Raw genomic sequence first — 12,827 nt, 5'->3', positions numbered from 1 at the left:
CGAACAAGATCCGAAGAAAAGAGCAGCCGAGTAGCTGCCTGAAGAGGAAATCCTACAGAACGAATAAAAGCCTAAAATGCCTGTTGAACTACACAAATCAACCTTAAAATTGCATGAAAGGAATAAAGACAAAGCCTCTTAATAGTTTTTCCAAAGTACAAAGGATAAATTCAACAAGGAGATTCCAACACAAGGAAATAATCCTTATTTTTAGCCAATCAATGAAATATCCACTTTTACATACCGCTTAGCGCAAATCGCCCATGCCTATGAACCAACATTTCGTCATTATAGTCGCTGCAGGAACTGGCACTCGTTTAGGAGGGGATTTACCAAAGCAATACCAGCTATTAGCAGATAAACCCATCCTGATGCAGACTATTTTGAAATTTTCAACTAGTCAAATACATCCAAAAATTATTGTGGTACTTGCTAAAGGCATGGAAGCTCTTTGGGATGAATTGTGTCAAAAACACCAGTTTGAACTGGAGCATTATAGCTGTGTAGGAGGTTCCAGCAGGTTTCAAAGTGTGAAAAATGCATTAATATATATACAAGAACAGTTTAAAATAACCAAAGACACGAAAATTGCGGTGCATGATGCGGCACGTCCATTAATAACAAGTCAATTGATCGATCAACTTTATTCAACCTGCGACAGTTCGAGACCTGCAGTTATTCCCGCCGTAGCGAGCAGCAATTCCATTCGAATTGGAGATCAACATAATAGCCGAGCCATCGACCGAAATCAGGTCTGGCAGGTACAAACTCCACAAACATTTTTAGGAGAATTGCTGATGGAAGCCTATCAGCAGGAAGAAGACCTCTTATTTACGGATGATGCATCCGTGGTAGAAAAAATGAGCAATATTATCCATCTTATCCCGGGTGAAAACCATAACCTTAAAATCACCTACGAAGAAGATTTAATTATTGCTCATTATTTATTTAATAAATTTAGTTAAGCATTTCCTCGGATAATTCTTAACAATACGACAATGATGGCTATTACCAACAAAATATGGATTATACCACCTGTCGCGAAGCCTCCAAAGAAACTGATTGCCCAAATTATTACTAAAATTACAGCGATCAAATACAGCATATTTCCCATAATAGATAAAATTTTAATTTAACAATTATTAATTATTAACCTGTTGATTCTAAAATGTTCAACAAATCAGCCTAAAAATTGTTTTAAATCGCCAAATAATTTTATTAAATTTCGATAACTAGCTGATCATAAGCTAAAAAAATATCTTTTGGAAGCCAAGATTGGATATCCTGATGCAGACCAAAACGATGGCTGATATGGGTGAAGTAAGTTTGTTTGGCAGCAACTTGTTGCGCAACTTCAATCGCTTCATCCATGGTGAGATGGGAAATATGGGGTTCTTTTTGCAAGGCATTTAATACTAAAACTTGCACACCTTCCAGCGCCTTCATAGACGCTTCGGAGATTGTTTTGGCATCCGTAATATAAGCGAAGTCTCCAATCCGAAAGCCTAATACAGGCATTTTATAATGCATTACTTCAATCGGTAAGATCTGTTGATCGTACAGTTCAAATGGTATTCCTGGGAATACCTCTTCCAGTTCCAATTGTGGAATCCCTGGATATTTATGTTCGGAAAAGGCATAATAAAATTCTTTTCTTAATGCCTCATGAGTTGCCTTGGTCGAATAAATCGGGATGGATTGTTGCTGTTGATAGTTAAATGCGCGCACATCATCCAGGCCAGCCACATGATCCTTGTGCGAATGGGTCATCAAGACTGCGTCTAATCTATTGACTTGTTGACGTAACATTTGATAGCGAAAATCAGGACCAGTATCGATCACGACCGAATAGCCATTGTATTCCAGTAATACTGCTGAACGAAGGCGATTGTCTTTGACATCTGTGGATGTGCAAACGGGACAATGGCAGGCAATAACCGGAACACCCTGTGATGTACCTGTACCTAGAAATGTTACTTTCAAATTGATAATTTTATTTGTTTTATTTGTTGATAAAATGAACGTAATTTCTCTGAAATTAGCGTTTCATCAACAGGCAAGGTTTGAAGGATCTGAATTAACGATTGCACCTTCATATCCACTGTTGAAAACTTATTGATAACGATAACTTTGGAATCCTGCAATGTGCATGCTCCTGTACGAAAAGATCCTTTTTCAAACCGTAAGCGATACCCTAAATCTTTGAATATCACTTCTAATTTATCTAAACTAGTTTGTGTTAACGCAATCATACTGTATTTCCTACCAATTTAATGAAGGCAAAGTTATTAAACAAGTGAATGAGCATTTTTATGTAAAATACAACTGCTGATGTACTGAACGATAAAGCCTGTTCCATAAGCAATCAATTGAGTAAAAGCGGCAACTAATGCTAAGCCAGCAACCTTTAGACGATTTGTTTTCCCTAATGCATGAATAAATAATAGGCCTATGTATAATCCAATTGCTAGTGTACCCAAGCTAGTTAACCCAGAAATAAAGGGTAATTGACCAGCAGTTAGGCCATTGACAAGTAAGAGTATCAACAAGCAGGTTAAACCAAGGACAAAAACACTTGGTAATGCATGCACAGCCTTTAATTCCTTAGGATAGCGTTGGTATATATCAATCCTACCTTTACCAAAATTATACGTTTGTTTGAAAAATTGCATGAAGCTCGTCCTTCGTTTATGATACACAAAAGCTTCGTTGAGTAAACCTACCTTAAATCCTTGATTAATCATCCGTATGCTAAATTCCATATCTTCGGAACGACGAGAAAGTTTGAAGCCTTGTGTTTCGTTCCACACATTTCGAGAAATCCCCATATTAAAACTTCGGGGATGAAATTGACCAATATGCTTCTTATTACCTCGGATCCCCCCTGTGGTAAAAGGACTCGTCATGGAATAAGAAATAGCTTTTTGAATATCCGTAAAAGATTCATGTGCTGCATCTGGACCACCAAATGCATCCAACTGATTTAAGGTTAAGCCTTGCTGTACTTTTACCAGATAATCAGCCGGTACAATAATATCTGAGTCAAACACGATGAAAAAATCACCTTTCGCACGTTCAAAACCATAATTCCGCGCAAAGCCTTGCCCCTCATTCGCTTTATAATAATAATGCACATCCAACTGATCTTGGTAATTCGCTACAATAGATTCGGCAGATAGGGACGAACCATCCTCTACAATGATGATTTCAAAATTCCGATAGGTTTGCATCAACATAGAGTCTAACAACTCCTTGATCTCTACTGGTCTATTATATAAAGGAATAATTATCGAAAAAAACATACCTTAAATCACCTGATCAATATGATATTTATTTCTATCTGTTCCATTTCTAGACACTAATTCCGCCACAAATCCAGTTAGAAACAACTGAAATCCAATGACAATAGCAACTAATGATAGGAAAAATAAAGGTTGATCGGTTACATTTCTATACGCTGTACCGTTAGCGATACTCATCAGTTTATCAAAAATGAGGTAAAGTGTAATAAAGAACCCAAGCAAAAAACTCAATACCCCTAATGGGCCAAAGAAATGCATCGGTCTTTTCGCAAATTTTCCAACAAAAAAGATAGACATTAAATCTAAAAAGCCTTTAACAAAACGACCCGGACCAAATTTAGTAGTGCCATATTTTCGAGGGAAATGCTGAACAACCTGTTCTTGAATATTGTTAAACCCCGCCCATTTGGCTAAAACAGGGATATAACGGTGCATTTCGCCATAGACTTCGACACTTTTCACTACATCCTTTTTATAGGCTTTTAATCCACAGTTGAAATCATGAAGGTTATCAATTCCCGACATTTTCCGAGTGACGGAATTAAACAGTTTGGTCGGAATAGTTTTCGATAATGGGTCATACCGTTTCTTTTTCCAACCGGAAACTAAATCTGCATTTTGATGCTTAATACGGTCAAATAATTCAGGGATTTCATCTGGACTGTCTTGTAAATCTGCATCCATGGTAATGACAACATCCCCCTGCGCAGCAGCAAATCCTACATTTAATGCGGCAGATTTACCGTAATTTCGTCTAAATCGAATACCAGAAATATGTTCGTTTTGCGTTTTTAAAGATTGAATCACTTTCCAGGATGAATCCTTACTTCCATCATCGACAAGTATGATTTCGTAAGTAAATTGATTGGCATCCATTACACGAGTTATCCATGTACATAATTCGGGAAGCGATTCTTCCTCATTGTATAAAGGTATAACGACTGAAATATCCATAATTAATAAAAAAACAAAGGTATCAATTTTAACTGATACCTTTTATTATATCTTTAATGATTAAGCTTAAGAATTTGGAGATATTTGATTATCATCCTCGGGAAAAGCAGGGTTTGAAGCAGGAACTTTGTAAAAAATAGGTTTTTCCTTTTTAAAGATAGCTGCAAATATTAAAGCAACGACAAAATACAATAGAAAATACACCATTAATCCTTTAATTTGTTGCCCAATAGTCAAGTTTGCCAAATCCTCTTTTTGTTGTTCAATCTCAGCAATTTTAGCATCAATTTGTTCATCACTTACACCTGTAGACTCCAATAATTCGATGGTTAAATTCAACGTATTATCAATAGACTCTTCTTGCAATGTTGGCATCATTTGATTCACCATCATCGTACCTAAGGTACTAATGACTGTATTGATAGCAAACATGATAAATATAGTTTTCAAGGCCGTTGAAAAAGACCAGTATCCACCAATAGCTTTACGTAATGCGATGGTAAAAAACACCGCCACTGCAATAAACAACACATAATTAATCACTCCTGCTAGAATGGCTGAGGTAATTAATCCTGTCGCAGTTTTGGTAATGTATAACGAAATTACAGAAGTAATCAAGGAGAAAACACCCAAAAGAACACCATAGATAATGGTTTTCTTCAATATATTTGGAGTTTCATTATTTTCCAAACTCATAGATTAGTTATTAAAATGAACAATTAACTGGTAAAGAGCCAAAGATAAGGATTTATTTGCTGCCGAATTGGAATATTCAGTCAACTGATCTTGTTTTGGTTGAGGTTCTAAGAAAAAGGACATCAAGGGATAAAACAGTTCTTGTAATTCATCTTTTTCAGTTAAACCATTAGCAACTTGAGCAATTTGCGCATAGTTACTTTCCATCAATAATTGATTTGCAATAACTACCTCATAAATTTCATACTCATCTTGAAATTCATCCTCTTCCACCAATAAAAATTCCTTTAAGAAATCATCTAATGAAGGTTCAACCTCATCATCCGAACACTCCCTTAAATATAATAACACATTCAATAGTTCAGACCCACGATCGATGGTTTCTTCCTCAATAGCTTCCCATTCTTCAGAATCCAAATAATCTTCTTCTAATTTCTGAACATCTTCTGCAAAGAAGTTGATCATTAATAGGTCGAAATAATGTTCTCTTAATTCTTCAAAACGTTGATGATCATCAAACAATCCATCCAATTGAGCTACTTTGCCCATGAATGTATCGTCTGCATCAAAAATACGGTATAAGGATTGTTGAATTAAGGCAGCGTCTATATTTTCATTAGCAGCATACGCGTTCAAACTCGCGTCTAATGCACTTTTTACTTTAGCATCCATAGTTTATTTATTAAAAATGACTTGATTATTATTGATACTTAGAACTACTTGTCCAGTAAGTTCTTGATTAAATAACGGGGAATTTGAAGATTTTGACCGGTTGGATTGTGCATTGAACAGCCATTTTTTATGCGGATTAAAAAGCACTAAATTAGCCTGCTCACCCTCTTCCATACTTGGAATAGGCAGATTAACAATTTTTCTAGGTCCTACGGCTAACTTCTCGACAATAAGTTCAGGCGAAAGGCCTGCTTTTAACAATAAGGGAAGTACCGTTTGTGAAGCAATGATTCCGTTTTTTGCTATTTGGAACTCGACATTTTTATATTCAATTTCATGGGGGGTATGCTGCGAAACTATAGCATCGATGACACCATCTTTCAAGCCTTTCAATAAGGCTTTAACATCCTTTTTAGTGCGCAAGGGAGGGTTCACTTTATAATGGCTATCAAATGAAGTTACCGCATCATCGGTGTAATATAAATTATGGGCAGCCACATCACAACTTACTTGTATTCCTTTTGCTTTTGCTTTTTTAATTAAGTCTACCGATTCTTCTGTGGATATGGTGCTGAAGTGAATGCTAGATTCGTTGTATTCAGCAAGAAATAAATCCCGGGACACCATAATAGATTCGGCTAAATTCGGTTTTCCTTTCATCCCTAAATACGTACTCACGACTCCTTCATTCATTTGATTTCCGCCAGCAACAGACTCATCTTCAGCTAATGTCATGATTAAGCCGTTGAAACCTTTGGCGTACAATAAGGCACGTCCCATTAAACCCGCTTGTTGAATACTGTGGTTACCATCGCTAAATGCAAGTGCGCCAGTTTGTTTCATATCATAAAGCTCTGCCAGCTCATGTCCTTCCCGTTTCTTACTAACCGCCCCAATAGGATACACATCGACCAAATTACCTTTTGCAGTATTGACGATTAAAGCCACTTCGGCACGAGAATGTATTGGTGGATTGGTGTTGGGATGTACCGCAACCGCCGTAAACCCACCTGCTGCGGCAGCGGCTGTACCAGTGCTAATATCCTCTTTAGTTTCATATCCTGGTTCTCCTAGATTGACATTCAAATCAAAGAAACCAGCGGAAAGATAACAATCCGTTCCATCCATATGTTGAACTTTAGGATCCACAGGGATGTGATTTGCCAATTGCTCAATTTTCCCATTTTTTATAAGCACATCCACTTTGGATAAATGCAAAGGATGTGAAGAGGAAATTAGGGTTGCAGAAGTGATGATTAGTGTTGCCATGAAATTCGTTGAAAATCAAATAGGTAAAGTGAACTAGTAGAAATTAAAAATGGAATAACAGCATGGTTCAACGGATAATTTGTTGAATGAGCATTCGCTAGGATCTGCTCCAATTGCCCAATAACCTGATGTGAGGATATATACAGCTGTTTCATTAAAAAACAAAAGTACAAAATCCTTTGCATACCCTTTTATAAAAAACAATAAAATCTATTCTCCCCAGCGGTAAGTTTTTAAATTAAAGCCCGCAATTTCCAATACCCGATCGACCACCGTGGCAGCAAGTTCTTCAAAACTGCTTGGTTTACTGTAGAAAGAAGGGGAAGCCGGGCAAACAATAGCCCCTGCTTGCGTGATGAGTTGCATATTTTGGATATGGATTAAACTAAGTGGAGTTTCTCTGCAGATTAAGATTAATTTTCTACGTTCCTTTAAAATGACATCGGCTGCTCGACTTGTTAAATCGGAAGAAATCCCATGGGCCATACGTGCTAGTGCTCCCATGGAGCATGGAACGACAATCATGCTATCAAAATTGGCAGATCCCGATGCGAAGGGAGCCATGAAATCGTGCTTTTGATACACCTTAAAAGGATATTGTTGATATTGATCATTTCCTAATTCGAATTTCCAAACATCCTTCGCATTATCCGACATCACCAGACCTACTTCATCGATTTGATCCGACAAGAGCACTAATTTATCCAATAACACTTTAGCATATATGGAACCTGATGCTCCAGTAATGGCAACGACCAACTTTTTCTTCTTCAACATATAGCAAAACTAGAAAATACTCTGGAATTAAACAGGCTGATGTCATTATTATGACTTAATTCAGAATATTGTGAAGGCGCTTTAAGATGAAATTCTTCCGCTGACACGAACATTTCAATTAAGAAACAACAACATATCCTCAAGAAATTAAATTAACAGTTAGCTACAAAATAGCTTTTTGTAAGTAAACAATAGCCATAAACAGCCTTATAGCAAGAAAATAAAGTGGCCGTCTCTTAAACCTATAATGTTAATAATGCTAATAAAAGGCCATAAAAAAGGGTCGAATAAGATTTATTCGACCCTACATCTACCTATGAAAAACATGCCCTTGGGGAGGGCATTACAAAAGTAATTATTAATGTAAAATATTTATAATAAATATAATTCTATTTAACATTTTGTAGACGAATAGCTACAAAAATTAAATAGTATTCGTTAACGTTAAAAAAAAGTGTTATAGAGACATTTATTATTTGCTTAATTTTCTTTTGAGATAAGCAGCTGATATTGGGGTATTTTTCCACATTTTGAGTTCTGGAAATATAAAATTAACTTTTTTTTCTTTATTTCGTAACAAAACATCCCGAACATGAGTTTATCTGAATTGGAAGAATATATTGAGACCGGAAATTACCAAGACCTGGATTTATTGTTGAGTAGGCAGCCGAATTTAACGAAGGAAAACACCAGCCACGATATTTCGCCTTTATTACTTGCCTGTTATTATCAAAAAAACCAGATCATTCAGGTTATCCTCAAATACATAAGCACCATTACAATTCATGAAGCATGTGCTGCAGGTTTACTGGAACAAGTTCAGCTAATGTTGGATCAGAAACCAGAGGTAATCCATGAAATCTCGTCCCATGGATTTTACCCTTTGGGAATAGCTGCCCATTTTGGAAAAGAAGAAATTGTTCGTATACTATTGCGTCTAGGTGCTAATCCAAATGCTTCATCACAAAATGGTTATCATGTTTTCCCCATTCACGCTGCATTAGGGAATCAACATGACCTCATTGTGAAAATGCTACTCGAGGCAGGAGCTGAAGTCAATGTGTTGCAACATTCCAACATTAGTCCATTGCACTTAGCCGCGCAGCTAGGAAATGTAGATTTGATTATTGTACTTTTGGAGCACGGTGCCGACATCCAAGTTCGAAATGATTTGGGACAAACAGCTTCTGATCTAGCGGCAGAAAAAGGATTTCACGAAATTGCAACCATATTAAAAGCTTAGCTATCGCTTTAAGATTGATAAGCCAATAGGGCATTGTAAACACTTTTTAGGCTCACAATACATTGCCCTCAATTGCAACAAGCCTTGGCTTTCTAGCGCACTATAACAAGGCATACCCGCTTTTCGAAACCTCTTGCTAATTACATTCTCTTCCATCGCAATGGCTTCCAACCATTGGATTGCTATAGCCATTCCTTCAAGATCTCCCCTATGCTTCGCGTACGCAAATCGTAAAGGCGCAAAACAATTGATCGCTAAAGCCTGCTCTAAGCTTGAACTGATTTGCGTTTCATGTCCTTTACTAATTTTTAAAAAATGATAATGTGTCTCCCAATAGGAATGAACATGCACCTGTTGTAATACTTCAAAAATAGCTGTTAGTTCTTTAGCCTCAACAATTGTCGAAAACCATTGGCTTTGATGCATATACATTCCACAAAGTTGGGCTAATTTAAATGTGGGAAAATTACCAGGCCGCATACGTAAAAACTTCCACTGAAAGAGCGACATTTCTTTCAACTGGTAGCAGCGCTTTAAATACTCATATGCTATTTTCAGTTTTTTGACATAAGGATCTGCCAAATCCATAGCCGTTAAAAACCCAGCTTGTCCGAAAAAGAGGGACGTAATAGTCAAGGGTTGATGTTTTAATTTTTGGATTAGTTTCAAGGAAATGATTTGACTTAGATCGATCATGGAAGCTTTATTCACACGCATACCAAAACTGGAAGCCAATAACATCAGGGTCACACGTTCCCAATCGCCTCGACCTTGTTTTAACCAATCCAAAATTTGCTCATACCGTATTTCCAATCGCTCAATAGCCATCCGTTGCATTGCTTGCACTTTGATGTAAATGGGTACATTCTTAAGTTGGTAAGCACAGGGGATCCAATGGCTATTATTAAGTAATTCATGCGCTTTGCGCAGCAATTCATGATTTACATATTTTGAAAGTTCCAAGGTTGGGATTTCTGCTCCATCCGCAGCATAACAACTGCCATTATCTTTCCAAACCACATGCAGAATCACAGAATTGTAGGCAGGATCTTGTTCGTGATGGTGGATTTGCCAATCACTAGATAACACATGTATCTCAACATGTCCATGCCATGCCTGGCCATCCATTTGAATGTGTGCAAAAAGAAAATCAGGACCTGCATCTTGATGGTATTGTCCGGGAGAAATGACCGCTAGTTGTTGGCCATGTTGACAGGTAAGTGTGGAGCTGGCATACAATCGATGCTGCCAAATGCAATGAATTAATTCTTCGGGGACACGCATCCCTAAATATACTATCTTAACTAAAAGTGTAAATTAACTTTAGATTAACTATTTTGAATAATTCTTAATGTATCAGAGGCTACTTTCGTTTCTGAAAGTAACGTGCCCTTCCATTGAGGAGCAGGCATCCCTTCTTCCCAATTCACTGGAGCTATAAAAATCCGAGCCTCATCCCATAGCCCCGCATCTATAAAGAGTTGTAAGGTTTTTGCTCCTCCTTCGATAATTAGGGACTGAATATCCATGAGGTATAATTGATATAAAATTTGTTGCGGAAGGTACCAATCAAAGTTTTCCAATTCAATAAATTTTAAATGTCCATTCCAATCGGTTTTCTTTGCATTAAAAATAATGGTTTCCGCGGCATCATCATATAGCTTCGCTTCTAAAGAAAGGTCTAAATCCCGATCAATCAAAATTCGTTTGGGTTGTTTTCCCTCCCACTCCCGTGCTGTTAAGCTGGGATTATCTATTTTGGCTGTATTCCTTCCCACTAAAATCGCATCTTCTTGGGTTCGCCATTGATGCACTAATTGTTTACTAGCGGGGGAACTAATCCATCGTTGAGTTCCATCTAGGGGCGCAAATAGACCATTGGCTGTCTCTGCCCATTTTAAAATAACGTAGGGCCTACTAAGGGCAACACGTGTAAAAAACCTACGATTAAGCCACTTTGCTTCGTCTTCTAACACTCCTACTGACACCTCTATGCCGGAATCTTTAATTTTCTGTATGCCTAGACCATTGACTTTTGCATAGGGATCTTGACAAGCGATTACTACTCGCTTGAATCTTTTCGAAACGATTAAGTCTGCACAGGGTGGGGTTTTACCAAAATGTGCACAGGGCTCTAAGGATACATACAGGGTACTATCGCGAAAAATCTGTGCTTCTTGTCCTGGGAACTTAGCGATTACTTCTTGAATGGCATTCACCTCGGCATGCGGACCTCCATAGGGAGCGGTATACCCTTCTCCAACAATGCGATCTTGATAAACAATAACTGCACCAACCATGGGGTTTGGACTGGTTTTCCCTGCCCCTAATACCGCCAAATCTAAGCAGCGCTGCATCATCAATTGATCCTTGTTCATAGTGCAAAACTATCAAATATTCATTAGAAAATGGAGATTCTCCTGTTTTTCGTAGGTTTGTAGTATGGAAACGCTCGCTAATCTTCGTTCGGCATTTAAGGATCAATTATCTTCAAGTTATGATGAGGAAGAAATTAGACAACTATTTCAGTTGCTTTGCTTGGAATATCTGCAAATTCCGAAAATACAGATTCCGTTAAGGCTACACGAGCATATATTGGAACCACAGCTGAAAATAATGCTGGAAGCATTGCAGGAACTGACCCAAGGAAAGCCAATTCAGCATATCTTAGGCAAAGCACCTTTCTATGGGATGGATTTTCGAGTGAATGAACATACCCTGATACCACGTCCTGAAACGGAAGAACTGGTGGATTTAATTTTGAAACAACACTCGACCAAAATTCCTTTAAAACTGATCGATATTGGGACCGGATCTGGCTGTATCGCAATTAGTTTAAAAAAACATCTCGCGCACAGTCAGCTGATCGCAGTGGATATTTCTGCTGATGCAATTGCCGTAGCAAAAGACAATGCTAAAAGCTTGGGGGCAGATGTGGAGTTTCGCTGCTTGGACATATTGGAATGGGACTTAACCTTATGGAATGAACAATTTGATGTGATCGTAAGTAATCCTCCTTATATTACGCAGCAGGAAAAATTGAATATGCATCGTAACGTTTTGGACTTTGAACCTGATAGCGCCTTGTTCGTAGAGGATGAGCATCCCCTACTCTTTTATGATGTGATCAGCAGCTTCGCTCAACAGCAACTTAAACGGAATGGGATTTTATATTTTGAAGTGAATCAGTACCTGGCGGAAGAAACGAAAGTACTATTGCTCAAAAAGGGTTTTCAACATGTCGAAGTGATTCAAGATATCAATCATGCCGCAAGAATGATCAAAGCATGGGATTTAATGCTGTAATTTTTCAAACTGAATATTAAGCACTTATTTTGTTTGAAGGAAAAATTACCTTAAAATATTTGGAGTGTATGGGGTATTTTTCTACCTTTGCATCACTTCAAACAAGGAAGTAGTTCTCAAAAAGAATTAAAAGATTCCGTAGCTCAGCTGGTAGAGCAATACACTTTTAATGTATGGGTCCTGGGTTCGAATCCCAGCGGGATCACAAAAGGCGCTAGAAATAGCGCCTTTTTTGTTTATAATATCGCTTTAAACGCTCTCAGCGCAGATTTGTAAATCAGAATAGGTCATTCCAAATCATAAAAAGTGGTGCCCAAAGTGGTGCCCTTTTTAAATCACTAAATTAGGGCAGTACTTTTTGTGTTAATCCACTGTAATTCAGTGTGTAAGAACATCTTTTTTATTATTCAAAATAACTTAAAAATGATGAAAAACAATCAAAAATTAACTGTCCTTTTTTGGCACAGAAAATCCAAAGCAGATGAAACAGGTTCAGCACCCATTATTTGCCGTATTACGGTTGATTCTTCAGAGTCAGAATTTTCCATTGGAAAGAAAATTCCTGCAAAAAATTGGAACAGCAAAACAAAGCGTGTATATGGCTGCTT

15 protein-coding genes and 1 tRNA gene are annotated in these 12,827 nt (G+C 37.6%); 5 read left to right on the top strand and 11 right to left on the bottom strand.

Annotation, left to right across the window (positions count from 1 at the left end):
• Window positions 1–269: 269 nt before the first annotated feature.
• Window positions 270–965: a 2-C-methyl-D-erythritol 4-phosphate cytidylyltransferase gene (gene ispD / locus ACFRAE_RS11540; RefSeq protein ID WP_422797310.1), complete on the top strand. Its 696-nt coding sequence runs from the start codon at window positions 270–272 to the stop codon at window positions 963–965.
• Here ispD and ACFRAE_RS11535 read toward each other — a convergent pair.
• The 9 genes from ACFRAE_RS11535 to ACFRAE_RS11495 all read right to left on the bottom strand — a co-directional run bounded on the left by ACFRAE_RS11535 (window position 962) and on the right by ACFRAE_RS11495 (window position 7,670).
• Window positions 962–1,114, bottom strand: coding sequence for a lmo0937 family membrane protein (locus ACFRAE_RS11535; protein ID WP_422797309.1), 153 nt, complete (start codon window positions 1,112–1,114; stop codon window positions 962–964). The genes ispD and ACFRAE_RS11535 overlap by 4 nt on opposite strands.
• Before the next feature lie 104 nt (window positions 1,115–1,218).
• Window positions 1,219–1,983 carry an MBL fold metallo-hydrolase gene (locus ACFRAE_RS11530; RefSeq protein WP_422797308.1) on the bottom strand — a complete coding sequence of 255 codons (765 nt, stop codon included), beginning with the start codon at window positions 1,981–1,983 and terminating at the stop codon, window positions 1,219–1,221.
• Window positions 1,980–2,252, bottom strand: a complete 273-nt coding sequence (locus ACFRAE_RS11525; RefSeq protein ID WP_422797307.1) for a hypothetical protein — start codon at window positions 2,250–2,252, stop codon at window positions 1,980–1,982. Before ACFRAE_RS11525 ends, ACFRAE_RS11530 begins: the two co-directional genes overlap by 4 nt.
• A 36-nt stretch (window positions 2,253–2,288) precedes the next feature.
• A complete protein-coding gene (locus ACFRAE_RS11520; protein ID WP_422797306.1) occupies window positions 2,289–3,302 on the bottom strand; it encodes a glycosyltransferase in 1,014 nt (337 codons plus the stop codon).
• Between the two features lie 3 nt (window positions 3,303–3,305).
• Window positions 3,306–4,256, bottom strand: coding sequence for a glycosyltransferase family 2 protein (locus tag ACFRAE_RS11515; RefSeq protein WP_422797305.1), 951 nt, complete (start codon window positions 4,254–4,256; stop codon window positions 3,306–3,308).
• Between the two features lie 66 nt (window positions 4,257–4,322).
• Window positions 4,323–4,952, bottom strand: coding sequence for a DUF4199 domain-containing protein (locus ACFRAE_RS11510; protein WP_422797304.1), 630 nt, complete (start codon window positions 4,950–4,952; stop codon window positions 4,323–4,325).
• 3 nt (window positions 4,953–4,955) lie between these two features.
• Window positions 4,956–5,624 carry a hypothetical protein gene (locus tag ACFRAE_RS11505; RefSeq protein WP_422797303.1) on the bottom strand — a complete coding sequence of 223 codons (669 nt, stop codon included), beginning with the start codon at window positions 5,622–5,624 and terminating at the stop codon, window positions 4,956–4,958.
• A 3-nt stretch (window positions 5,625–5,627) separates the two neighbouring features.
• Window positions 5,628–6,893 (bottom strand): dihydroorotase, encoded by a 1,266-nt coding sequence (locus ACFRAE_RS11500; protein ID WP_422797302.1) that lies wholly within the window; start codon window positions 6,891–6,893, stop codon window positions 5,628–5,630.
• Between the two features lie 210 nt (window positions 6,894–7,103).
• A complete protein-coding gene (locus ACFRAE_RS11495; protein ID WP_422797301.1) occupies window positions 7,104–7,670 on the bottom strand; it encodes a UbiX family flavin prenyltransferase in 567 nt (188 codons plus the stop codon).
• A gap of 592 nt (window positions 7,671–8,262) precedes the next feature.
• Here ACFRAE_RS11495 and ACFRAE_RS11490 point away from each other — a divergent pair.
• On the top strand, window positions 8,263–8,913 hold the full coding sequence (locus ACFRAE_RS11490) for an ankyrin repeat domain-containing protein (RefSeq protein WP_422797300.1): 651 nt from the start codon (window positions 8,263–8,265) through the stop codon (window positions 8,911–8,913).
• Here the strand turns inward: ACFRAE_RS11490 and ACFRAE_RS11485 are convergent, their stop codons facing one another.
• On the bottom strand, window positions 8,914–10,197 hold the full coding sequence (locus ACFRAE_RS11485) for a DUF2851 family protein (protein WP_422797299.1): 1,284 nt from the start codon (window positions 10,195–10,197) through the stop codon (window positions 8,914–8,916).
• Window positions 10,198–10,241: 44 nt separating this feature from the next.
• Window positions 10,242–11,291, bottom strand: a complete 1,050-nt coding sequence (gene ribD, locus ACFRAE_RS11480; protein WP_422797298.1) for a bifunctional diaminohydroxyphosphoribosylaminopyrimidine deaminase/5-amino-6-(5-phosphoribosylamino)uracil reductase RibD — start codon at window positions 11,289–11,291, stop codon at window positions 10,242–10,244.
• 64 nt (window positions 11,292–11,355) lie between these two features.
• Here ribD and prmC point away from each other — a divergent pair, with 64 nt between their 5' ends.
• The 3 genes from prmC to ACFRAE_RS11465 all read left to right on the top strand — a co-directional run.
• Window positions 11,356–12,219, top strand: coding sequence for a peptide chain release factor N(5)-glutamine methyltransferase (gene prmC / locus ACFRAE_RS11475; protein ID WP_422797297.1), 864 nt, complete (start codon window positions 11,356–11,358; stop codon window positions 12,217–12,219).
• Window positions 12,220–12,351: 132 nt separating this feature from the next.
• A tRNA-Lys gene (locus ACFRAE_RS11470) sits at window positions 12,352–12,424 on the top strand.
• 218 nt (window positions 12,425–12,642) lie between these two features.
• Window positions 12,643–12,827 (top strand): Arm DNA-binding domain-containing protein (locus tag ACFRAE_RS11465; protein WP_422797296.1); only part of this gene is annotated, 185 nt, incomplete at its 3' end.

The organism is Sphingobacterium sp. HJSM2_6, from assembly GCF_049316305.1.
Lineage (GTDB): Bacteria > Bacteroidota > Bacteroidia > Sphingobacteriales > Sphingobacteriaceae > Sphingobacterium.
The sequence above is the reverse complement of the archived record's forward strand: the minus strand, read 5'-3'. Positions and strand labels throughout refer to the sequence as shown.

Bases quoted from the DNA above. Each gene is read 5' to 3' on its own strand.
- ispD (WP_422797310.1), top strand. From the start codon at position 270: ATGAACCAACATTTCGTCATTATAGTCGCTGCAGGAACTGGCACTCGT.
- ACFRAE_RS11535 (WP_422797309.1), bottom strand. From the start codon at position 1,114: ATGGGAAATATGCTGTATTTGATCGCTGTAATTTTAGTAATAATTTGG.
- ACFRAE_RS11525 (WP_422797307.1), bottom strand. From the start codon at position 2,252: ATGATTGCGTTAACACAAACTAGTTTAGATAAATTAGAAGTGATATTC.
- ACFRAE_RS11520 (WP_422797306.1), bottom strand. From the start codon at position 3,302: ATGTTTTTTTCGATAATTATTCCTTTATATAATAGACCAGTAGAGATC.
- ACFRAE_RS11515 (WP_422797305.1), bottom strand. From the start codon at position 4,256: ATGGATATTTCAGTCGTTATACCTTTATACAATGAGGAAGAATCGCTT.
- ACFRAE_RS11510 (WP_422797304.1), bottom strand. From the start codon at position 4,952: ATGAGTTTGGAAAATAATGAAACTCCAAATATATTGAAGAAAACCATT.
- ACFRAE_RS11505 (WP_422797303.1), bottom strand. From the start codon at position 5,624: ATGGATGCTAAAGTAAAAAGTGCATTAGACGCGAGTTTGAACGCGTAT.
- ACFRAE_RS11500 (WP_422797302.1), bottom strand. From the start codon at position 6,893: ATGGCAACACTAATCATCACTTCTGCAACCCTAATTTCCTCTTCACAT.
- ACFRAE_RS11495 (WP_422797301.1), bottom strand. From the start codon at position 7,670: ATGTTGAAGAAGAAAAAGTTGGTCGTTGCCATTACTGGAGCATCAGGT.
- ACFRAE_RS11490 (WP_422797300.1), top strand. From the start codon at position 8,263: ATGAGTTTATCTGAATTGGAAGAATATATTGAGACCGGAAATTACCAA.
- ACFRAE_RS11485 (WP_422797299.1), bottom strand. From the start codon at position 10,197: ATGCGTGTCCCCGAAGAATTAATTCATTGCATTTGGCAGCATCGATTG.
- ribD (WP_422797298.1), bottom strand. From the start codon at position 11,291: ATGAACAAGGATCAATTGATGATGCAGCGCTGCTTAGATTTGGCGGTA.
- prmC (WP_422797297.1), top strand. From the start codon at position 11,356: ATGGAAACGCTCGCTAATCTTCGTTCGGCATTTAAGGATCAATTATCT.